At 64.3% G+C, this 21,777-nt stretch carries 17 protein-coding genes and 2 tRNA genes; 9 read left to right on the top strand and 10 right to left on the bottom strand.

Annotated features, from left to right (window positions below; translation table 11 throughout):
* Positions 1-12 precede the first annotated feature (12 nt).
* Positions 13-1,263 (top strand): peptidase T, encoded by a 1,251-nt coding sequence (pepT, locus tag P6U31_RS17270; RefSeq protein ID WP_407189561.1) that lies wholly within the window; start codon positions 13-15, stop codon positions 1,261-1,263.
* 55 nt (positions 1,264-1,318) lie between these two features.
* Here pepT and P6U31_RS17265 read toward each other — a convergent pair whose 3' ends face one another.
* Positions 1,319-2,206: a hypothetical protein gene (locus tag P6U31_RS17265; RefSeq protein WP_407189560.1), complete on the bottom strand. Its 888-nt coding sequence runs from the start codon at positions 2,204-2,206 to the stop codon at positions 1,319-1,321.
* A 367-nt stretch (positions 2,207-2,573) separates the two neighbouring features.
* Here P6U31_RS17265 and P6U31_RS17260 point away from each other — a divergent pair, with 367 nt between their 5' ends.
* The 6 genes from P6U31_RS17260 to P6U31_RS17235 all read left to right on the top strand — a co-directional run bounded on the left by P6U31_RS17260 (position 2,574) and on the right by P6U31_RS17235 (position 9,806).
* Positions 2,574-2,819, top strand: a complete 246-nt coding sequence (locus tag P6U31_RS17260; protein ID WP_407189559.1) for a hypothetical protein — start codon at positions 2,574-2,576, stop codon at positions 2,817-2,819.
* Between the two features lie 111 nt (positions 2,820-2,930).
* On the top strand, positions 2,931-3,293 hold the full coding sequence (locus P6U31_RS17255) for a hypothetical protein (RefSeq protein ID WP_407189558.1): 363 nt from the start codon (positions 2,931-2,933) through the stop codon (positions 3,291-3,293).
* A 55-nt stretch (positions 3,294-3,348) separates the two neighbouring features.
* Positions 3,349-4,623: a divalent metal ion exporter subunit IhpA gene (ihpA, locus tag P6U31_RS17250; protein ID WP_407189557.1), complete on the top strand. Its 1,275-nt coding sequence runs from the start codon at positions 3,349-3,351 to the stop codon at positions 4,621-4,623.
* Positions 4,620-5,597, top strand: coding sequence for a divalent metal ion exporter adaptor subunit IhpB (gene ihpB, locus P6U31_RS17245; RefSeq protein ID WP_407189556.1), 978 nt, complete (start codon positions 4,620-4,622; stop codon positions 5,595-5,597). Before ihpA ends, ihpB begins: the two co-directional genes overlap by 4 nt.
* Positions 5,590-8,808: an efflux RND transporter permease subunit gene (locus tag P6U31_RS17240; protein WP_407189555.1), complete on the top strand. Its 3,219-nt coding sequence runs from the start codon at positions 5,590-5,592 to the stop codon at positions 8,806-8,808. The genes ihpB and P6U31_RS17240 overlap by 8 nt, the downstream gene beginning before the upstream one ends.
* A gap of 2 nt (positions 8,809-8,810) precedes the next feature.
* The gene (locus P6U31_RS17235; protein WP_407189554.1) at positions 8,811-9,806 is read left to right on the top strand and encodes a cation diffusion facilitator family transporter; all 996 of its coding nucleotides are present in this window, start codon (positions 8,811-8,813) and stop codon (positions 9,804-9,806) included.
* Positions 9,807-9,852: 46 nt separating this feature from the next.
* Here the strand turns inward: P6U31_RS17235 and P6U31_RS17230 are convergent, their stop codons facing one another.
* The 6 genes from P6U31_RS17230 to clpX all read right to left on the bottom strand — a co-directional run bounded on the left by P6U31_RS17230 (position 9,853) and on the right by clpX (position 17,267).
* Positions 9,853-10,713: a methyltransferase domain-containing protein gene (locus P6U31_RS17230; protein ID WP_407189553.1), complete on the bottom strand. Its 861-nt coding sequence runs from the start codon at positions 10,711-10,713 to the stop codon at positions 9,853-9,855.
* A 96-nt stretch (positions 10,714-10,809) separates the two neighbouring features.
* On the bottom strand, positions 10,810-12,450 hold the full coding sequence (locus tag P6U31_RS17225) for a hypothetical protein (RefSeq protein ID WP_407189552.1): 1,641 nt from the start codon (positions 12,448-12,450) through the stop codon (positions 10,810-10,812).
* Between the two features lie 187 nt (positions 12,451-12,637).
* Positions 12,638-12,714: transfer RNA gene (locus tag P6U31_RS17220), tRNA-Val, on the bottom strand.
* A 56-nt stretch (positions 12,715-12,770) separates the two neighbouring features.
* Positions 12,771-13,175, bottom strand: a complete 405-nt coding sequence (locus P6U31_RS17215) for a GFA family protein (protein WP_407189551.1) — start codon at positions 13,173-13,175, stop codon at positions 12,771-12,773.
* A gap of 71 nt (positions 13,176-13,246) precedes the next feature.
* Complete coding sequence (gene lon / locus P6U31_RS17210; protein WP_407189550.1) at positions 13,247-15,670, bottom strand: endopeptidase La; 2,424 nt, start codon at positions 15,668-15,670, stop codon at positions 13,247-13,249.
* Between the two features lie 325 nt (positions 15,671-15,995).
* Positions 15,996-17,267: an ATP-dependent Clp protease ATP-binding subunit ClpX gene (gene clpX / locus P6U31_RS17205; protein ID WP_128926029.1), complete on the bottom strand. Its 1,272-nt coding sequence runs from the start codon at positions 17,265-17,267 to the stop codon at positions 15,996-15,998.
* 178 nt (positions 17,268-17,445) lie between these two features.
* Between clpX and P6U31_RS17200 the strand changes: the two genes are divergently transcribed.
* The gene (locus tag P6U31_RS17200; RefSeq protein WP_407189549.1) at positions 17,446-17,667 is read left to right on the top strand and encodes a hypothetical protein; all 222 of its coding nucleotides are present in this window, start codon (positions 17,446-17,448) and stop codon (positions 17,665-17,667) included.
* Positions 17,668-17,723: 56 nt separating this feature from the next.
* Here P6U31_RS17200 and P6U31_RS17195 read toward each other — a convergent pair whose 3' ends face one another.
* From P6U31_RS17195 to P6U31_RS17185, 3 genes are all read right to left on the bottom strand, one after another.
* Entirely contained in the window at positions 17,724-18,359 is a 636-nt protein-coding gene (locus P6U31_RS17195; protein ID WP_128926031.1) for an ATP-dependent Clp protease proteolytic subunit, read from the bottom strand.
* A gap of 333 nt (positions 18,360-18,692) precedes the next feature.
* The gene (gene tig, locus P6U31_RS17190; protein ID WP_407189548.1) at positions 18,693-20,054 is read right to left on the bottom strand and encodes a trigger factor; all 1,362 of its coding nucleotides are present in this window, start codon (positions 20,052-20,054) and stop codon (positions 18,693-18,695) included.
* 174 nt (positions 20,055-20,228) lie between these two features.
* Positions 20,229-20,313, bottom strand: a tRNA-Leu gene (locus P6U31_RS17185).
* Between the two features lie 154 nt (positions 20,314-20,467).
* Here P6U31_RS17185 and P6U31_RS17180 point away from each other — a divergent pair.
* Complete coding sequence (locus P6U31_RS17180) at positions 20,468-21,772, top strand: multicopper oxidase family protein (protein WP_407189547.1); 1,305 nt, start codon at positions 20,468-20,470, stop codon at positions 21,770-21,772.
* Positions 21,773-21,777: the final 5 nt, after the last annotated feature.

Here is a 21,777-nt window from a genome sequence, read left to right as displayed (position 1 = left end):
GTTTGATCAGAAATGTCCTCCCTCACCTTCTCGCACACCGTGACCGAGCGCTTCCTGCGCTACGTCACCATCGATACCCAGTCCGATCCGGCCTCTCCTCGCTCGCCCTCGACCGAGAAGCAGAAGGATCTCGGCCGCGTGCTCGCCGCCGAGCTGAAGGCCATGGGCGTTGCGGATGCGCATCTCGACGATTACGGCTACGTCTACGGAACGATCCCGGCCAATACAGCGAAGAAGGTGCCGGTGATCTGCTTCTGCTCGCATATGGACACCTCGCCCGACGTCACCGGCAAGGACGTCAAGCCGCAAATCGTGAAGAACTATCGCGGCGGCGACATCACCCTGCCGGGCGACACCAGCCAGGTGATCCGCTTCAACGAGCATCCGGCGCTGAAGCACCAGATCGGCAACGACATCATCACCACCGACGGCACGACGCTATTGGGGGCCGACAACAAGGCTGGCGTCGCCGAGATCATGGATGCCGCGCATTTCTTCATCAACAATCCCGATGTGAAGCACGGCACCATCAAGATCCTGTTCACACCGGACGAAGAGATCGGCCGCGGCGTCGACAATGTCGACCTGAAGAAGCTGGGCGCCGATTTCGGCTACACCATGGACGGCGAGAGTGCCGGATGCGTCGAGGACGAGACCTTCTCGGCCGACGGCGCCACCATCACCATCAACGGCGTCAGCGCCCATCCCGGCTATGCCAAGGGCAAGATGGAGCACGCCATCAAGATCGCAGCCGCTATCGTCGAGCGCTTGCCGAAGGAAGGCTGCTCGCCGGAGACGACCTCGGGCAAGCAGGGCTTTCTGCATCCGATCAGCATCGAGGGCGCACTGGAGCAGGCAACGCTCTCCTTCATCGTCCGCGACTTCACCGAGGAAGGGCTGAAGGAGAAGGAGGTCCTGCTCGAGGGCATCGTCAAGGACGTGATGAAGGACTATCCGCGCTCGACCTACACGTTCGAGGTCAAGGAGCAGTACCGCAACATGAAGCAGGTGATCGACCGTCACCCGCACGTGCTCGAATACGCCATCGAGGCGATCCGCCGCGCCGGCCTGCGCCCGATGCGCACCGCCATCCGCGGCGGCACCGACGGCTCCCGCCTGTCCTTCATGGGACTGCCCTGCCCCAACATCTTCGCCGGCGAGCACGCGTTCCATTCGCGGCTCGAATGGGTCAGCCGGCAGGACATGGAAAAGGCGGTGGAGACCATCGTGCATCTGGCGATGATCTGGGAAGAGAAGGCCTGAGGCTTCAGGCGTTCGTTATGGCCGGGCGGCTTGCGCCCGGCCATCTGTTTCGAGCTTACGGCACCGGCATTGCGCGCGGATTGCGATGGAAGCGATTTGAGCTCGCCATCCAGTTCGGCAACGGCTCTCCGTCACGATGCCGTCCGCCGGCCACGGCCGCAGCCCATGCCACCGCAGCGCCAATCAGGGTCGCGGCGGCGATCGAGAACGCCACGATGATGGAGTTGCGCCGCGCGCGGTTGATGGCCGTCTTGGAGTCCGCGATCAACGCATCGACGCGCCGTTCGGCGTCCGGGGCCGCCAGACCCGTGAGCGCGGCAACCTGCTGCACCAGATAGGCGCGGTCATCGGTGCTGATACCGCTATGGCTGGACGAGGTCATCAGAATCCGTCCCGCTTCAGCCCGTGCTTCCCTCAGGTCGACATTTGGCGCGCGACGCGGCGCGCGGAACAGCTTGTCGAGCTCATAGCTCAGCAGAGGCTCGGCCGTGGACGAATTGCCGGCCGAGCTGCGCATCGGCGAACGGTCGATCGTGGCAGCGCCGAGAAGCGCGAGCAGAGCCGCGCCGGCCAGCACGGCCAGGGCCCAGGAGGTCAGGCCGTGCAGGCCGTCCCGCCGCTCGCCATCGTCTTCGATCGTCGCGAGCGCGGGCGCCGGACGCGTCGTCCGGCCGGCGATGTAACCACCGAAGCCGAAGCTGATGATCGCCTGGATGATCAGGTACAAGCCGGACAGCAGCGCCAGGGCTGCCGAGGCATCGCGCCATGTCGGCGAGGCCGAACTGACCCCGAGGCCGATGGCCACGCCAAAGCCGATCAGGATGAACGACATTGCGCCAGCGGCGAGAGCGCCGGCGAATACCGAGCTCCACTGGATGGTCCGGCGGTTGTCGGCAGTCGCTGCGCCGCCCTCCATCACGTCTTCCCGTACGAGAGTTTCCATTGTCGTTCTCTCAGCGCAGGCCGAAGAACGACAGGATCGCCATGATCACGACGATCAGGCCGATCAGATAAATCAGTCCGTCCATTGTCCGTCCTCCTCAGTTTCTTCTGGTCGCTAATCGCGACGTATGAGGAACGTTCCAAATTCCAGCGATGCGCGGGAACGAACCGGCGAGATGCGAATTATCCGCGGGAGTCCCGAGGATGAAGATTGTGAGCACAAGGGGCCTCAGCCGGTCATTCCCGGCTGGGGCCCTTCCGCATTTGCTAAGACCTGATCGCCCCCTCGCCTGTCCTATGTTAACGACGCCGGCTCCGGGATCATCAAAGATGCGGTCGGGGCGGGACCTCCAGATCGGGAGAGGCCCGTGGATCGCAGAACGGCGTGCCTGCATCAAGCCGACGCATTCCGGGAGAAGGCCCTCGCCGATCCCGAGCACCACGACCAGTGGATCGATGAAGCCATTAAATGGCTGGAACGGGCGATGGAGGCGAGTTGTCGCGCTGCCGTCACCGTCGAGGCCGGCAATGGCAGCGACGACATTCCCGAGCCGACCCGCACGGCCATCGTCGAAACCATTGCCCCGCAACGACGCGTCATCGCCCGCCAGTGAGCGGCGGACACGCTGCTGCGGCAATTGTTCCACGGACGTAACAATGTTGCGGGTCGACACTGTTCCCGCCGCCATGCTAGGCCGGGCACCGACCGCAATCAGAGTGATGTCGTGCCCGCGCATTGCCAACCTTCACGAACCTGCCGTCCGCGCAACTGGCGCGGGCTGCTGTCCGTGCTGATGGCAGTCGTCTATCTGCTCGCGAGCGCACTGCACGGCGCGCACCATATCGACGTCACCACGCCCGGCGACGGTTCAGAGATCGCCGCGGTCCTGGATGGCGCCAGCGGCCATGGCGACCACAAGGCCATCGGCGGACATCATTGTCATGGCTGCTTCTCGCTGACAGTGGCACAGCCGGCCCCATCGACCGCCGCGACTGCGATCCTGGCGGCGCCGACCCCGCAACCGGCCCCCCGGCTCGCCGGAATTGTTCCCGATACCGACTCTCCCCCTCCCAGACCTGTTGCCTGAACGGATTGGTCGGGCGTTCCACGCCCATTAGGTTCATCCTTCACAGGTCGGTTTCATGTTTCGTAACGGAATGGCCGCGCGCCTGGCGTGCGCGGCAGTGTGCCTGATTGCAGGCTCGGCGCTCACACCGTCGCAGGCCCAGACCTTGACGATGCGAAGCGCGCTGTCACGCGCACTGTCTGCGAGCCCGCGCCTGACGGCGGCCGAGCGCGACGTCGGCATCGCCACGGGCCAGCGCCTCCAGGCGGGCGCCCTGATCAATCCTGAACTATCCTACGAACAGGACGATTCATTCGGTTCAGGCAGATATCGCGGGACGCGATCGGCCGAGACCACGCTCCAGATCAGCCAGGCGTTCGAGCTGTTCGGCAAGCGCGACGCGCGGATTGCGGCCGGAGCCGCCGGCGTCGAGATCGCCGCGATCCAGCGCAAGGCCATCAGGCTCGAGGTGCTGTCGGAGACGGCGATCGCCTTTCTCAGCGTGCTCGGCGCGCAGCGGCGCATCCAGATCCTCGACCAGCAGATCGCCGCCATCGACCGCCTGACGCCGCTGCTGCGCCGCCGGGTCGAAGCTGGGGCGTCCTCGCCGGCCGAAACGGGCCGCGCCGAGGTGGCCTCCGCCCTGGTGAAGGCCGACCGCGAGCGCTTCAAGGCAACGCTGGCGAGCGCCCGACGCGAGCTTGCGGTGCTGATGGGCGATGCGTCCGCGAAATTCGGCGAGGTCTCCGGCCGGTTCGACACCATGGGCAAGCCGCCGACGTTCCAGTCGGTCGTCGCCGCCATCGACGCCAACCCGCAGCTGATGCGCTGGACCGCGGTCTATGCCCAGCGCAATGCCGAGCTCTTGCTGGCGCGGCTCAAGCCCTATCCCGACGTGCGGATCGCGGCGGGCTGGCGTCACTACAACGAGACCAATGACGATGCGGTGCGGCTCTCCCTCTCGGTGCCGATTCCCGTGTTCGACCAGAACCAGGGCAACATCCTCTCGGCGCAGGAAAGCCTCGCCAAGACCAAGGCCGAGCGCGAGGCCAACCGCAGCGCGCTGATCGTGATCGCCGGACGCGCCTACGATTCGGTCCAGGGCTCGCTGCGCGAGCTCGCGGTGCTGCGCGAGACCGCAATCCCCAAGGCTGTTGAGGCGTCTGAGGCGATCTCGCAAGGCTACGGCCAGGGCCGTTTTACCCTGCTGGAGGTGCTCGACGCCCAGGCGAGCGTGACCCAGGCGCGGCTGCGCGAGCAGGAGGCGCTGCAGAACTTCCACGCCGGCGTTGCGACCATCGAAGGTCTCGTCGGCGATCCCTTCACGCTGGCGCGGGAGAGCGCACGATGAAGATTTCCTCCACCATTCTCGTGGCCGTCATTGCCGCCGGGCTCGGCGCTTACGGCTATTCCCTGCTGGCGCCGGCGAAGCCTGCGCACAACGAGCATGCCGAGCATTCCGAGCCGAAGAAGCCGAACGACCATGTCGAGCAGGACGAGCACGGCGCCGACCGCATCCGCATCTCCGACGTGAAGCTGGCGGCCGCAGGCGTCACGCTGGCGGAAGCCGCGGGCGCGACGCTGACCGACACGCTGGCCTTCAACGGCATTCTGCGCGCGAACCAGGAAGCCGTGGTGCAGGTGACGCCTCGCTTTCCGGGTCTCGCCAAATCCATCCAGAAGCGCATCGGCGACAAGGTCGGCAAGGACGATCTGCTGGCCGCGATCGAGAGCAACCAGAGCCTCACCGTCTACGAGCTGAAGGCGCCCATTGCCGGCACCGTCATCGAGCGGCAGATCTCGCTCGGCGAATACGCCTCCGAGCAGAAGCCGGCCTTCGTGGTCGCCGACCTCTCCACCATCTGGGTCGACCTGTCGATCTACCGGCAGGATCTCCGCCGCGTCCGTCTCAACGACGAGGTGCTGATCGATCCCGACGACGGCCGCGGCGAGATCAAGGGCACGATCTCCTACATGGCGCCGATCGGCTCGAGCGAAACCCAGACCGCGCTGGCGCGCGTGGTGCTGCCCAATCCGGACGGGCGCCTGCGTCCCGGCCTGTTCGTCACGGCACGGCTGATCCTCGCCGCCCGCGACGTCGCGGTCGCGGTGCGCCGGAGCGCGATCCAGACACTGGAGAACAAGACCATCGTGTTCGTGCGCGAGGACAGCGACAAGATCGAGGCCCGCCCGGTCGAGCTCGGTGATTCCGATCCACGCCATGTCGAGATCAAGGCTGGCCTTTCGGCCGGCGAGCATTACGTCGCGGAGAACAGCTTCGTCGTGAAGGCGGAGATGGGCAAGGGCGAGGCCGAGCATGATTGAGCGCCTGATCGCCGTCTCGCTGCACCAGCGCTGGCTGGTCCTCCTGCTCGCGCTCGGCGCCGTCGCGTTCGGAGCTTGGAATTTCCAGCGCCTGCCGATCGACGCGGTGCCTGACATCACCAACGTCCAGGTCCAGATCAACACGCGCGCGCCCGGTTATTCGCCGCTCGAGACCGAGCAGCGCATCACCTTCCCGGTCGAGACCGCCATGGGCGGCCTGCCCAAGCTCGACTACACCCGCTCGCTGTCGCGCTACGGCCTCAGCCAGGTCACGGTCGTATTCAAGGATGGCACCGACATCTACTTCGCCCGGCAGCTCGTCGGCGAGCGCATCCAGCAGGTGAAGGACCAACTGCCTGTTGGCGTCGAGGTCGCGATGGGTCCGGTCTCGACCGGCCTTGGCGAGATCTTCATGTACACCGTCGAGGCGAAGGCGGGCGCAAAGACGCAAGGCGGACGCGACTATTCGCTGACCGATTTGCGCACCGTGCAGGACTGGATCATCCGGCCGCAGCTCCGCAACGTGCCTGGCGTGATCGAGGTCAACACCATCGGCGGCTTCGAGCGGCAGTTCCACGTGCTGCCGGATCCCGGCAAGTTGATGGCCTATCGGCTCGGCTTTCGCGACGTGATGACGGCGCTCGCCGCCAACAACGCCAATGTCGGCGCCGGCTATATCGAGCGCAACGGCGAGCAATACCTGGTTCGTTCGCCGGGTCAGGTCGGCAATGTCAGCGAAATCCAGGACATCGTCATCGGCTCGCGCGGCGGCAATCCCGTCAGGATCAGGGACGTCGCGACCGTCACGGAAGGACGCGATCTGCGCACGGGCGCTGCGACGCGCAACGGCGAGGAGACCGTGCTCGGCACCGCCATGCTGCTGATCGGCGAGAACAGCCGCAGCGTCGCCCGCAGCGTCGCGGCCCGTCTCGAGGAGATCGCCAGGTCGCTCCCCGACGGCGTCGTGACGCGGACCGTGTACGATCGCACTGATCTCGTCGAAGCCACCATTCGCACCGTCAAGAACAACCTGCTGGAAGGCGCGGCCCTGGTGGTGGCCGTGCTGTTTCTGATCCTCGGCAACATCCGCGCGGCGCTGGTGGTGGCCTGCGTCATCCCGCTGTCCATGGCCATGACGATCTCAGGCATGGTCGAGACGAAAGTGAGCGCCAATTTGATGAGCCTGGGCGCGATCGATTTCGGCATCATCGTCGACGGCGCCGTGATCATCGTCGAGAATTGCCTGCGCATGCTGGCCGCGGCCCAGCGCGAGAAAGGCGGTCTGCTCACGACCACTGAGCGGCTGCGCGCGATCCTGCGCGGGTCGAGCGAGGTGATCAAGCCGAGCCTGTTCGGAACGCTGATCATCGCCGTGGTTTACCTGCCCGTGCTGACGCTGACCGGCGTCGAGGGCAAGATGTTCACGCCGATGGCGCTGACCGTGTTGATGGCGCTGGGCGCGGCCGTGCTGTTCTCCATCACCTTCGTGCCGGCAGCCGTCGCGATCTTTGTCACCGGCAAGGTATCCGAGCACGAAAACCTGTTCATGCGGATGGCCAAGCGCGCCTATCTCCCCCTGCTCCGCCTTGCCATCGACAACCGGCTCGCCGTCGCCTTCATGGCCGGACTCATCGTGATCGCAAGCGGCATCGCCGCCGCGCGGATGGGCGGCGAATTCATTCCGAGCCTGGACGAAGGCGACGTCGCGCTGGCCTCGATCCGGATTCCCGGCACCAGCCTCTCGCAATCGCTCGACCTGCAGAAGGCGCTGGAAAGGCGCATCAAGCAGATCCCTGAGGTGAAGGAGTTCTTCACCCGCATCGGCACCGCCGAGATCGCGACCGATCCGATGTCACCGGCGCAGACCGACGGCTACGTCATGCTCAAGCCGCGCACCGAGTGGCCCGACCCGGGCAAGCGGAAATCGGAGGTGATCGAGGCCATCGCGCATGCCGCTGACGAAATTCCCGGCAGCGCCTACGAAATCTCCCAGCCGATCCAGTTCCGCGTCAACGAGCTGATCTCCGGGGTGCGCACCGACGTCGGCGTCAAGATCTTCGGTGACGATCTCGACATCCTGCAGGGCGCAGCGAAGCAGGTGGAGGCCGCGATCCGCGGCATCCGCGGCGCCAGCGACGTCAAGATCGAGCAGGTCGCGGGCCTGCCGATCCTCACCGTCCGCCTCGACCGCCAGGCGCTCGCCCGCTACGGCCTCAGCGTCGGCGAGGTGCAGGGCATCGTCGAGATCGCGGTCGGCGGCAAGTCAGCCGGCAAGCTGTTCGAAGGCGATCGCCGTTTCGACATCGTCGTGCGCCTGCCGGAACACCTGCGCGGCAATCTCGAGGCGATCCGGGCGATCCCGATCCCGCTGCCGCCCGGCGAGGACACTGCAACCGGGGCCGCCGTCCGAACAACGCTGGCGAGTTCCCCCCTCGCCCAGATGCGCTACGTGCCGCTGTCGTCGGTCGCCACCGTCGACGCGACGCCGGGGCCGAACCAGATCAGCCGCGAGAACGGCAAGCGACGGATCGTCGTCACCGCCAATGTCCGCGCCCGCGACCTCGGCTCGTTCGTGGCCGAGGCCGAGGCTGCGGTGGCCGAGAAGGTCAAGCTGCCGCCGGGTTACTTCATCGGCTGGGGCGGCCAGTTCGAGCAGCTGGTCTCGGCCACCAGGCGGCTGACGATCGTGGTGCCGGTGGCGCTGCTCCTGGTGTTCCTGCTGCTGTTCATGGGCATGGGATCGGCTGCGGATGCGGCGCTGGTGTTCTCCGGCGTGCCGCTGGCGCTGACCGGCGGGGTTGCGGCGCTGCTGCTGCGCGACATCCCGCTCTCGATCAGCGCCGGGGTCGGCTTCATCGCGCTGTCCGGCGTCGCCGTTCTCAATGGCCTCGTCATCATCGCCTTCATCGAGCGTCTGCGCCGCGAAGGACGCGCCATCGCGGAGGCGGTGCGCGAAGGCGCGCTGACGCGGCTGCGCCCGGTGCTGATGACGGCGCTGGTCGCCTCGCTCGGTTTCGTGCCGATGGCGCTCGCCACCGGCGCCGGCGCCGAGGTGCAGCGGCCCCTCGCGACGGTCGTGATCGGTGGCATCATCTCCTCGACCGTGCTGACGCTGCTGGTGCTGCCGGCGCTCTACGTGCTGTTCCGCCGTGACGTGGCAGACGAAACGCCTACAATGACGCCTGAATTGGCGGCGTCCGGGGAGCGCTAGAATTGGGTAGCCACGACCACCACGGTCATCATGATCATGCGGGCCACTCGCATGCGCATGGCCACGGTCACGGGCACAATCATGGCCAGGACCATCATGATCATGGGCCGGGCCATGTCCACGCACCCGCCGATTTCGGCAAGGCGTTCGCGCTCGGCATCACGCTCAACACCGCGCTGGTCGCGGCCGAGGCGGTTTACGGCTATCTCGGCAACTCCACCGCCCTGCTCGCCGATGCCGGCCATAACCTGTCCGACGTGCTCGGCCTCGTCATCGCCTGGGGCGCCTCGATCGCAGCCCGGCGCGCGCCCAGTGGCCGTTTCACCTACGGTTTTCGCGCCTCCACCATCCTGGCGGCGCTGGCCAATGCGGTGTTCCTGCTGGTCGCGACCGGCGCGATCGGCTGGGAGGCGATCCTGCGCCTGCGCGAGCCCGAGCCGGTCGCCGGCGTCACCGTGATGGTGGTCGCCGGCATCGGCATCCTCATCAACGGTTTTACCGCGCTGCTGTTCGCCAGCGGACGCAAGGACGACATCAACATCGAAGGCGCTTATCTGCACATGGCAGCCGACGCCGCGGTCTCGCTTGGCGTCGTCATCTCGGCCGCGCTGATCATCTGGACCGGCTGGCTCTGGCTCGATCCCATCACCAGCCTCGTCATCTGCGCCACCATCCTCTGGAGCACGACCAGCCTCTTGCGCGGCTCCATCGACATGTCGATGGCGGCCGCCCCCAAGGGCACCGATCTCAACGCGATCAGGGCGTTCCTGTTGGCGCGGCCGGGCGTCTCGGGGATTCACGATCTCCACGTCTGGCCGATCTCGACCACCGAGACGGCGCTGACCTGCCATCTCGTGATGCCCGCAGGCAGTGCCGATGCGTTCCTGATGGAGACCGCCCAGATGCTGAAGGCTTCCTTCCGCATCGGCCACACCACGCTTCAGATCGAGACGCATCCCGACAACGGCTGCGCGCTGGCGCCGGATGATGTGGTGTGAGGGTGTTGCGTAGCCGCTCGCCCCACAACCTCGCGGAGCAGCGAACCTACTCCGCCTTCGCCGTCACGATCCAGATCGCGCCCTGCAGCGCCACGCTTTGCCCCTTCAAAAACGGCGCGAGCGTCTCGCGGATCGACGCCTTGGCGGCCGCGTAGGTCTCCGGCGGATGGCCCTGGAGCGCACGGCTGGCCGGTCCGATCTGAAGCGCGCCGTCGACGGCGGCATCGAGCCCGCCGCCGATCGCGACGTCCATCGGAAGATCATAGGGCTCCATCGCCACGTCGACGAAGCCCGCGCCTTTGAGGATGCGCGTCACGCGCTCTTCCGAAGCAAAGGCGAACGGGCCCGGCTCTTCGGGACCAACCGGCGGCATCTTCGGCACATGCTTGTAGACCGCCATCAGCGGCGCCATCATCCACGGATTTTGCTTCGGCTCGCGCCAGCAGGCGAAGGCGAGCCGCCCTGTCGGCTTCAGTGCGCGCCGCAGATTGGTGAAGGAGGCAACGGGATCGGCGAAGAACATCACGCCGAAGCGCGAGGCCAAGAGATCGAAGCTCGCCGGCTCGAACGGATACACCGTCGCGTCCGCCAGCACGAAATCAAGCGGCAGCCCCTTTGGCGCAAACGCGCGGGCCTGCGACAGCATCGGCTCGGACACGTCGAGGCCGAGCGCAAATCCATTCGGCGCCACCGCCTTCGCAAAGGCAAAGGTCGTCGCGCCGGAGCCGCAACCGACATCGAGAACGCGCTCGCCCGGCTTCGGCTTTGCGCGGTCGATCAGCACGTCGGCGATCGGGCCAAGCAGGTTCTCCTGCGCCGCATGCCGATCGGCCCAGCGCTGCCCGCTCGGCCCGTTCCAATAGGCGATCTGGTCGGCATTTTGCTCGTGTCCGCTCGGTTGTTGCATCGTGTCCTCTCAGCTGGTCACTGCCTTACACTAGCTCGCGTGGCGGAGACGGCCACGCTTGGCGTCGAGAAATACCGACTTGATTGACAACGTTCGCTAGCGCCTGGCCACTCCTTGAATGAACGAGCCAAACAGTTGCATCATCTGCTGCTGGTTCATCTGATTGATCCGAGCCTGTTCAGCCTTTTGGACCTCTTGCTCGTAGCCGCGCTGCGCACCGGGATGTCCGAGTTCTGCCGCCCGGTGCAACAGGGCCAGTTTGGTTTGGTCAGGACTGGGGGTAGGCAGCAACCCCCTGTCGATGAGATCAACCAGGCTGACCATGGAATCGGCGTCGTCGAGTGCGCTGCCTCGCTTGAACAGGGCAATTGCCGACATAGCGTCCTTCCGCTCGTAAAGGTACATTCCGCCGAGGTTATCGAAAGCCGCGGCGTAGTTTGCCTGAACCAGCCGCGTGAAAATCTCAAATGCCTGCTTCTTGTCCTTGAACTGAGCGGCACGTCCAAGCTGGTATTGATACCTCAATTCCGTCGGGAATAACCCAATGGCCCTAGTACAAGCCTCATAGGCCTGGTCGGCCTGCCGTTTCAGGACGTCGAACGGTACACCTTCAGCTGCCCTCTTGGCATCGGTCGGGTTAGCAGCAAGCCGGTCACAATCGTTTGCACTTTGCTGGCGTTGCCTGAATTCCTCGGCTGCAGCTTCCCTCGCCTGGCGTTCGCGCTCGGCAACTTCGCGCGCCTGCTGAGCGTCTCGCTCAGCGCGCTCGCGCGCCTCCTTTTCTCGCTGCTCCTGCTCAGCCCTCTTCTTCGACGCGAAGGCCTCCTGCTGCTCTCGCCACTCCTTGATGATGTCGCGGGTAACGAGCTTGAACTGGTCTCCGGTGCGCGGATGAAAACCGGGCCCATCGTAGAATTCATATTCACCACGGTCATTCCGCGAATACCACACCTTCGCGGAGCCGTTTGTGGGATCGAAGAAACCGAACTTCTCGGGGTCTTCTACCCGGACCGGAACTCGGCGAACGACCTTCGCCGCCTGCTGTTTCCAGGTCTCGATAATGTCCCGGGTAATTGGAAGAAGCTCCTCGCCGCTCTGCGGGTGGAAACCCATCAGATCGAAGAGTTCGAGCTGACCGCGATCACTCCTGGAGTACCAGACTATCGGCTCGCCCGTAGTAGGATCGAAGAAAGTCGGGTCGGTCGATGTGATCTGCTTCGGTCGATGCCCGCGCTTATATTCCTCGATCTTCTCGACGATCTGAGGCGTCAGCGGTCGGCACTCACGCCCGGTCTCGGGATCCGTCCCTACTCGATTCAAGGTCTTGATGGCGGTGCGCGTCATCACGTAGCATTTTTGGGCAACCCCGTTCTTTCGGAAATTCGCTTCAATACGGCCCAGCAGCAGCGAGTGCGTGATGATAAGGCTGAGCAGACCGCCGTACCCGATCCAACGCTTGTATTTCGAAAACGAGAATGAATAGCCGGCCAAGATGACAATCGCAGCGAAACTGGCCCACAGGATCGCTCTTGTGATCCCCGGATTTAGGTCATAGGCGTCTGCAAGTTCCTCGGTATAGCTGCGCGCCAAATAGAAATAGACCAGCTCATTGCAGAGCCAAAGGATGAGACCACCGAAAAGCAGACACGCGAGAATAATGACCGCGACCCGAGCGGCAACGTTAAGTCGCCGCAATGCCTGGGCTGTGGCGCCCCTTAGTCCTTCGATGGTCTGCACTCTCAGCCCCCAACATCGCGTCTTGCACGTGCAATATGATTACGTCTCAACCCAGCGCGCACGATAAAGGGGGAGGTTTCGTCGTGTCAAAGGTCCTTTCGTCAGGCTTGCGCGCGGCAGAGGGATTGCAGCACACGGACAGGGGCCCCGCTCTGCGAAGCCATCCGTAGTGCCGCAGGGGCAAGACTGGTGGGCGGTCACGGATTCGAACCGCGGACCCTCTCGGTGTAAACGAGATGCTCTAACCAGCTGAGCTAACCGCCCTCGCCGCCTCTTTAGCCTCTCGCGGCCCGACCGGGCAAGTACCCCCTGGACCAAGCTTAATCCTGCGGCCGCCCCGGCAACAGCGGCACCGCATCGATCCAGACTGCTGCGGATTGGCACCAGATCTGCCGCACCGGCCTCAGCGCATTGCGCTGGCGGATCGCGCCCCAGCGGATGCCCCAATCGTCGGCTTGGTCGCCCTCGCCGCTCGTGAACAGCGGGGAACCGCAATCGCCGCAGAAATGCTGGAAGCGCATCCGGCCGTTGTCGCCGCGCTTGCCGTAGACCTTGGGCGTGCCGGCGCTGAGCCTGACGTCCGCAGCGCCGCAGATCGCGGTTACCCGGAACGGCGAGCCTGTCAACGTCTGGCAGTCGGTGCAGTGACAGACCGAGACCTCCTCCGGGTCGATCTCGGCCTCGAACGTAATCTTTCCGCAATGGCATTGCCCATCGATGTGCATTGCCTGCTCCCCTTGCCCAAACAAAAACGGCGCCCGAAGGCGCCGTTTTATCATCTTTTCGAGCTGCAATCTCAGTGAGCGGTCAGGCCGCCGGCGGCCTCGTCGCCGTCCGGCTTCACTGTCACCTTGGTGTCCTCTTCCCAGACGATCGGCGTCGGCTTCTTCACCAGCGCCTTGGCGATGACGTCGTCGAGACGGGAGACCGGGATGATCTCCATGCCGCCCTTGATCGCATCGGAAATCTCCGTGAGATCCTTGGCGTTGTCCTCGGGGATCAGCACCGTCTTGATGCCGCCACGGGCCGCAGCCAGCAGCTTCTCCTTGAGGCCGCCGATCGGCAGCACGCGGCCGCGCAGCGTGATCTCGCCGGTCATCGCGACATCGTGGCGGACCGGGATGCCGGTCATGACCGAGATGATCGCGGTGGCCATGGCGACGCCCGCGGACGGACCATCCTTCGGCGTCGCGCCTTCCGGCACGTGCACGTGGATGTCGCGGCGGTCGAACATCGGCGGCTCGATGCCGTAGTTGATCGCGCGCGAGCGGACGTAGGACGCCGCCGCCGAGATCGACTCCTTCATCACGTCACGCAGATTGCCCGTGACCGTCATCTTGCCCTTGCCGGGCATCATGACGCCTTCGATCGTCAGCAGCTCGCCGCCGACGTCGGTCCAGGCAAGGCCGGTGACGATGCCGACCTGCGGCTCGCTCTCGATCTCGCCGAAGCGGTACTTCGGCACGCCGAGCAGCTCTTCCAGAGTCTTCTCGGTGACCTTGACCGCCTTCTTCTTGGAGATCATCAGCTCCTTCACCGCCTTGCGGGCGAGTGTGGAGAGCTCACGCTCCAGATTACGCACGCCCGCTTCGCGGGTGTAGCGGCGGATCAACAGCAGCAGCGCGTCGTCGTCGATCGAGAACTCCTTGGAGTCCAGACCGTGCTTGGACACCGCGTTCGGGATCAGATGCTTGCGCGAGATCTCGACCTTCTCGTTCTCGGTGTAGCCCGCGATCCGGATGATCTCCATGCGGTCCATCAGCGGACCCGGAATATTGAGCGTATTCGCGGTCGTGATGAACATCACGTTGGATAGATCGTAGTCGACCTCGAGATAGTGGTCGTTGAAGGTCCCGTTCTGCTCGGGGTCCAGCACCTCGAGCAGGGCCGACGACGGATCGCCGCGGAAATCGGCGCCCATCTTGTCGATCTCGTCCAGGAGGAACAGCGGATTGGACGACTTCGCCTTGCGCATCGACTGGATGATCTTGCCGGGCATCGAGCCGATATAGGTGCGGCGGTGACCGCGGATCTCGGCCTCGTCGCGCACGCCGCCGAGCGACACGCGAACGAATTCGCGGCCCGTGGCCTTCGCGATCGACTTGCCGAGCGAGGTCTTGCCGACGCCGGGAGGCCCGACCAGGCACAGGATCGGTCCCGTCAGCTTGTTGGCGCGGGACTGCACGGCGAGATACTCGACGATGCGTTCCTTGACCTTCTCAAGTCCATAGTGATCGGAGTCCAGGATGGCTTGCGCCTGCTCCAGATCCTTCTTCACCTTGGACTTCTTGTTCCACGGGATCGACAGCAGCCAATCCAGATAGTTGCGCACGACGGTCGCTTCCGCGGACATCGGCGACATCTGGCGCAGCTTCTTCAATTCATGCTGCGCCTTCTCGCGCGCTTCCTTGGAGAGCTTGGTCTTGGAGATCTTCTCTTCGAGATCGGCGAGCTCGTCGCGACCGTCGTCGTCGCCGAGTTCCTTCTGGATCGCCTTCATCTGCTCGTTGAGATAATACTCGCGCTGGGTCTTCTCCATTTGTCGTTTGACCCGAGAACGAATCCGCTTCTCGACCTGCAGCACCGAGATCTCGCTCTCCATCAGGCCCAGCACCTTCTCCAGGCGCGTGGTGACGGACAGCGTCTCCAGGATGCCCTGGCGATCGGCGATCTTGACGGCAAGATGGGAGGCAACGGTGTCCGCGAGCTTGGCGAAATCGGTGATCGCCTGCACGACGCCGACCACCTCGGCCGAGATCTTCTTGTTGAGCTTCACATAGCTCTCGAAGTCGGACACGACCGAGCGCGCCAGTGCTTCCGCCTCGACCGACTTCGCATCGGTGTCGGCGAGGGCGACGGCGGTCGCCTCATAATAGTCGGCGCGATCGGTGTACTTCGACACGCGCGCACGCTCGAGCCCTTCGACCAGCACCTTCACGGTGCCGTCAGGGAGCTTCAAGAGCTGCAGCACGCTGGCGAGCGTACCGGTCTCGTAAATGGCATCGGGTGCCGGATCATCGTCGGACGCGTTCTTCTGCGTCGCGAGCATGATCAACGCATCGTTCTTCATCACCTCTTCCAGCGCGCGGATCGACTTCTCGCGGCCGACGAAGAGCGGAACGATCATGTGCGGGAAGACGACGATGTCGCGCAGCGGCAGCACTGGATAGGCGTGCGCTTCGCCATGGACGATGGTTGGCCGGGGTTTCGGATTAGTCATGGCCTTTTCCTTTTGCTTTGCCCCCTTGCACGCAGCCCGCCATGCTCATGCGCAACCGCCACAAGGTGCCGAGGTGATCCGCAAGACCGATCGGTCCCTTTGCAAGTTGGACCGGCTCGCCGGATCGGAACTGAGGCGAATCTGGAAGAGAATTTTCGCTCGCCGCCGACATTAGGTGGCTATCGACCCGGGGGGTGTCAAGTCATTGAAAAACGCGCGCCATCAGGCGCTTACGCAACGCGACAAGCGACGCAACACCGGCTGCGGAGATAAACTTCCGCAGCCCGTTTTGAGGAGACAATTGGAGCGTTCCGGCGCCGCCGGATCAAGCGCTGGCGTTCTCGACGGCGCGATCGGACCGATCGGCGTAGATGTAGAGCGGACGCGCCGTTCCTTCCACGACTTCGCGGGAAATCACGACTTCTTCCACACCTTCCAGGCCCGGCAGGTCGAACATGGTCTCGAGCAGGATCGCCTCGAGGATCGAACGCAGGCCGCGCGCGCCGGTCTTGCGCTCGATTGCCTTGCGGGCGACCGCCCCAAGCGCTTCGTCGGCGAAGGTCAGCTCGATGTTCTCCATCTCGAACAGCCGCTGGTACTGTTTCACCAGTGCGTTCTTCGGCTCGGTGAGGATCTTCTTCAGCGAGTTCTCGTCCAAATCCTCGAGCGTCGCCACGACCGGCAGACGGCCGACGAATTCGGGGATCAGGCCGTACTTCAGAAGGTCCTCAGGCTCGACGTGACGGAAGATCTCGCCGGTGCGGCGATCCTCCGGCGCCATCACCTGGGCGGCGAAACCGATCGAGGTCGACCGGCCGCGCGCCGAGATGATCTTCTCGAGGCCGGCGAACGCACCGCCGCAGATGAACAGGATATTGGTGGTATCCACCTGCAGGAACTCCTGCTGCGGATGCTTGCGGCCGCCCTGCGGCGGGACCGAAGCCACCGTGCCTTCCATGATCTTGAGCAGCGCCTGCTGCACGCCCTCACCCGACACGTCGCGCGTGATCGAGGGATTGTCGGACTTGCGGCTGATCTTGTCGATTTCGTCGATGTAGACAATGCCACGCTGGGCGCGCTCGACATTGTAGTCGGCGGCCTGGAGCAGCTTCAGGATGATGTTCTCGACGTCCTCACCGACATAGCCGGCCTCGGTCAGCGTCGTCGCATCGGCCATGGTGAACGGCACGTCCAGGATGCGGGCGAGCGTCTGCGCGAGCAGCGTCTTACCCGAGCCGGTCGGACCGATCAGCAGGATGTTCGACTTCGCGAGCTCGACGTCGTTGTGCTTGGTCTGGTGGTTGAGGCGCTTGTAGTGGTTGTGCACCGCGACCGACAGGACCTTCTTCGCATGGCTCTGGCCGATCACGTAGTCGTCCAGGACCTTGCAGATTTCCTTCGGCGTCGGAATGCCGTCGCGCGACTTGACCAGCGAGGACTTGTTCTCCTCACGGATGATGTCCATGCAGAGCTCGACGCACTCGTCGCAGATGAAGACCGTGGGACCCGCGATCAGTTTGCGGACTTCGTGCTGGCTCTTGCCGCAGAACGAGCAATATAGCGTGTTCTTGGAGTCGCTCGTGCCGACCTTACTCATTCATGTCTCCGTCCGCGGTTCGATCCCGTTCCGCTCGATCACTCCATTCCGACACGATGGTCGGCATGAAGCTTAAGTAGAGCAAATTCTGTACCAAAAAAGACCCTACGCGTTACATCCCGTGCGAATCACGGTCACTCGATTCTCCGCGATCATAGCCGATCAATCGTAGCCAACCATGCTGTCACCCGACTATCAAGAATTCGCTAATCGGGGGTCGCCGGCTACCCGTGACAATACCGTGATTTCCGGCCTTGGCACGGGCGAAGTGACCGAAATCACGACGGCGTTGCTGGATTGCCACGAAAAACAAGCACGAAAGCGGAACTTTCAGCCTGCCGCAGGGCGCAAAACTGGCGTTTTGCAGCGCGCACGCGTCCATAGCGTGAACGCCACCTGAATGGCGCGACGGACGATCGCAAGGGACCCAGGGATCGCCGTCACACTCCAGTAGTGTTACGGAGCCTTCGCCGGCGCGGCTTCCTCAGCACGCTTGTCGATGACCTTGTCGACCAGGCCGAACTCCTTGGCGTCGTTCGCGGTCAGGAACTTGTCGCGTTCCAGCGCGTCCTCGATCGACTTATAGGTCTGGCCGGTGTGCTTCACGTAGATCTCGTTGAGCCGCTTCTTCAGGTTCAGGATTTCCTGAGCATGCAGCATGATGTCGGTGGCCTGGCCCTGGAAGCCGCCGGAGGGCTGGTGCACCATGATGCGCGCGTTCGGCAGCGAGAAGCGCATGTCCTTCTCGCCGGCGGCGAGCAGCAGCGAGCCCATCGAGGCGGCCTGCCCCGTGCACAGCGTGGAAACCGGCGGGCGGATGAACTGCATGGTGTCGTAGATCGCAAGGCCCGACGTCACCACGCCGCCCGGCGAGTTGATGTACATCGAGATTTCCTTCTTCGGATTTTCCGCCTCGAGGAACAACAGCTGCGCGACGATCAGCGTCGACATGCCGTCCTCGACCGGACCGGTCACGAAGATGATGCGCTCCTTCAGAAGGCGCGAGAAAATGTCGTAGGCGCGCTCGCCACGGTTGGTCTGCTCGACCACCATGGGCACGAGGTTCATGTAAGTTTCAACCGGATCGCGCATGAGTCACCTAGGGTTTCGGAGACGGACATCGCCGCGCGGGCTTGCCAGTTTGGCTGGTTGGCCGGGAGGCGAATGGACGTCCTGTGATGCAGGAACTTGGGTAAGAGGTAGAAGGCGTAGCGACAGATATAGCCCAATTCGCTTCTGACAAGTGCGGAGCGCATTCAGGCTTAATCCCTCGGGCAGTTGAAGCTGATTCGCACAAAGAGGCCCAGCCGGCCATCTGGCTAGCTGGGCCTGTTCGCTGATCATCCTTAATGGATGGCTGCCCCAGAGCCCCATTCCGATGCAATCGGAACAGGCCTCCTTCGCTCGAAGACCCTTCTGGAGCCCTCAGGCTGCGGTCTTTTCCGCTTCGTCGTCCTTGTAGAGGTCCTCGCGCGAGACCTTCTTCTCGGTCACGTTGGCGAGCTCGAGGATGAAGTCGACGACCTTGTCCTCATAGATCGGTGCACGAAGCTGGGCCAACGCCTGGGCGTTGTTACGGTAATAATCCCAGACCTCCTTCTCGCGGCCAGGCATCGAGCGGGCGCGCTCGATCACGGCGCGACCGACCTCGTCGTCGGTCACGGTGATCTTGTTCTTCTCGCCGATCTCGGAGAGCACGAGGCCGAGGCGCACGCGGCGGTCAGCGATCTTGCGGTACTCTTCCTTGGCCTTGTCCTCAGTGGTGTCCTCGTCGGCAAAGGTCTTGCCGGCGGAGTCCATCTCGGCCTTGACCGAGTTCCACATCAGATTGAACTCCTCGTCGACCAGCGACGGCGGCGCCTCGAAGCGATGCGCCTCGTCGAGACGATCGAGCAGCGCGCGCTTGACGCGCTGGCGCGTCGCAGTGGCGAACTCGGCGGACAGACGCTCGCGCGCGGCTTCCTTCAGCTTGTCCAGGGATTCCAGACCGAGCGTCTTGGCGAACTCGTCGTCGATTGCAAGATCCTGCGGCGCCTCGATCAGCGTTGCAGTGGTCTCGAACTCGGCGGGCTGGCCGGCGAGCTTGTCGTTCATGTAGTTCTTGGGGAACGACACTTTCAGCGTGCGGGTCTCATTGGCGCCGATGCCGATCAGCTGCTCCTCGAAACCCGGAATGAAGGTGTTGGAGCCGATCACGACCTGGATGCCTTCGCCGGTACCGCCCTCGAAGACTTCGCCGTTGATGCTGCCCTTGAAGTTGATGGTGACGCGGTCGCCGGAGGCGGCCTTCGCGCCCTCGGCCTTCGCGGCATAGGTGCGGTTGGTGTCGGCGATACGCTTGATCGCCTCGTCGACATCCGCGTCGGTGACGTCGGCAACAGGCTTCTCGACCTGTAACGACTTGAAGTCTGCGAGCGCGATCGCCGGCACCACCTCGATCGCGACCGTGTAGGTCAGATCGGTCTTGCCGCTCAGCAGCTCCTCGACCTCGGCCTGCTCGCTCGGCATGGTGATCTTCGGCTCGGTCGCAAGGCGGAAGCCGCGCTCGGAGAACAGCTGCGTGTTGGTGTCGCGGATGGTCTGGTCGATGGTCTCGGCCATCACCGAGCGGCCATAGACCTTCTTCAGGTGCGAGACCGGCACCTTGCCGGGACGGAAGCCGTTGATGCGAACCTTGTCCTTGAGGTCAACGAGCTTGGCACCGGCCTTGGCGTCGAGATCAGACGCGGGAACGCTGATCTTGAACTCGTGCTTCAAACCTTCCGAGAGGGTTTCTGTGACCTGCATGGCGTCCAATCTTCTTTTCGTTCGGTCCCGGCGCGCATGCGTCGGGACGCTGTCGTTAATCGATCCGGCGCGAGGCAAACGCCTCACCGCCGGTGGTTCATCGAACCGGCTTCGTGCGGACAACAATCCGCGCAGAAGCAGGTCCTCGTAATCCGTGCAAACGCGATAAGCGCTTGGTGCGGGCGGAGGGACTCGAACCCCCACAACTTTCGTCACTGGAACCTAAATCCAGCGCGTCTACCAGTTCCGCCACGCCCGCGTGAAGTTGCATCTAGACCGGCCGCGATGCCGCGGGCGGCCGGGCTTATAGCATGTGCCTGACTGTTCGCAGCAAAAAAATGGCCTGATGGAGGCAGGCTTCAAGTAGGCACGGCGGCTGGACTTATCCAGCGCGGCGTGGTCCGGATCGTCCCATGAAATCGCGGATCTTTGACCCTCATCGGCGCGAGGTTCTGGCCGGGCTTGGAGCCTCGGCGGCCGGGCTGATCGCGGGCGGCGCGGGCCCGCTCGTGACCGCCCAGCTCGCTCTTCAGGCCAGAGCAGCAACGCTGGCTCTGAGGTCCGGTCAACCAGCTACACCAATCTGGGAGCTCGCCGCCGTAAGCCATCTCAAGGACGTCCGCCTCAAGCGCGGTGACCGCTGCGAAATGGTGTTTCGGAACGACCTTCCTGTCCCGCTTGCGCCAGTCTGGTACGGGCTGAATGGCGCGGCCTCGGTCGACCCGTTGCGGGGGCGCGCGCCCGCCCCTCCAAATGCGGTCGAAACATCAGTCATTTCAATACCTAACGCCGGAACCCTGCTGACCGACTTCCGCCTGTTCGACGACGGCCTGAAGCAGCCTGCGCGCCCGCTCCCGATCATCGCGGCTGAGACCGGCCCGGTTGTCGTCGACCGGGACGAGGTGCTGCTGATCGAGGAATGGCGCCTGCGGCCGGATGGCACCGCCGTCCCGCCGGGCCAGGACCCCACGGGCACGACCCCGCTCTATACCGTGAACGGGCAGACTTCATTCGAACTCTCAGCCTTGGGCCATCAGCGGCTGCGGCTGCGCTTCATCAACGGCTCCCAACGCACTGTTCTGGCGATCAAATTGGAGAGCCACGAAGTTCAAGTGATGGCCCTCGACGGCCAGCCCGCCGAGCCGTTCCCGGCGCGCAACGGCGCGCTGGTGCTGGCGCCTGGCGCACGCGCCGACGCCTTTGTGGATGCGGCCATATCGGCCGCAATTCTGCTGCATGACGGCAAGGAGGCCCGCCAGGTGGGCAGCCTCAAAGTGTCGGGCCAGCTGGAACGGCGTGCGCCGCTCGCGCCGCCGCAACCACTCCCCTCGAACGACCTGCCTGAGAAACTCGAACTGAAAGGTGCCCTGCGGTTCGATGTCGCGCTCGGCGCGTCCGATTCCAGCTGGGCCCGGCCCGCAAGCTTTTCCACGGTCTCCGCCCCCGCCTTCCGCGCCAAGGCCGGCCGCACCGTCGTGCTCGCCCTGAAGAACCCCGGTCCCATCACGACCGTGTTCCACCTGCACGGTCACCCTTTCCGCCTGCTCGACAAGCTCGACGACGGCTGGAAGCCCTATTGGCTCGACACGCTCGCCATCGAGCCCGGCCAGACCCAGCGCATCGCCTTCGCGGCGATCGCGCCCGGACGATGGTTGATCGAATCCGTCGCGACCGACTGGGCCGCGCCGCGGCTGGTGCGGTGGTACGCGGTGGAGTGAGGCTG

Source organism: Bradyrhizobium centrosematis (assembly GCF_045571495.1).
In the GTDB taxonomy this organism is placed as follows: domain Bacteria; phylum Pseudomonadota; class Alphaproteobacteria; order Rhizobiales; family Xanthobacteraceae; genus Bradyrhizobium; species Bradyrhizobium centrosematis.
The sequence above is the reverse complement of the archived record's forward strand: the minus strand, read 5'-3'. Positions and strand labels throughout refer to the sequence as shown.